General features: G+C 72.6%; 1 protein-coding gene. It reads right to left on the reverse strand.

Annotation, left to right across the window (positions count from 1 at the left end; translation table 11 throughout):
* A partial coding sequence (locus tag KM800_RS15330; protein WP_303396680.1) for an acyl-CoA dehydrogenase family protein occupies positions 1–234 on the reverse strand: 234 nt, incomplete at both ends.

Here is a 234-nt window from a genome sequence, read left to right on the forward strand (position 1 = left end):
GCCCGTGAGCACGCGGTACATGCGCAGCATGCGGAAGAGAAACTCCACACGCCGCCCCTGCACGATGCCCTCGCCGCCATGGATCTGCACCGCGCGGTCGGCGATGCGGAAGGCCGCCTCGGAGCAGAACAGCTTGGCCATGGAGGCCTCGGCGCGCGGCTCGCCCCCTGCGTCGATCTGCCGGGCCGTGGCCAGCATCAGCCCGCGCGCGGCGGCCCAGTCGGTCGCCATGTC

Origin of the sequence: Clostridium tyrobutyricum, from assembly GCF_019144085.1 — a bacterium.
GTDB classification, from domain to species: domain Bacteria; phylum Bacillota; class Clostridia; order Clostridiales; family Clostridiaceae; genus Clostridium_B; species Clostridium_B tyrobutyricum_A.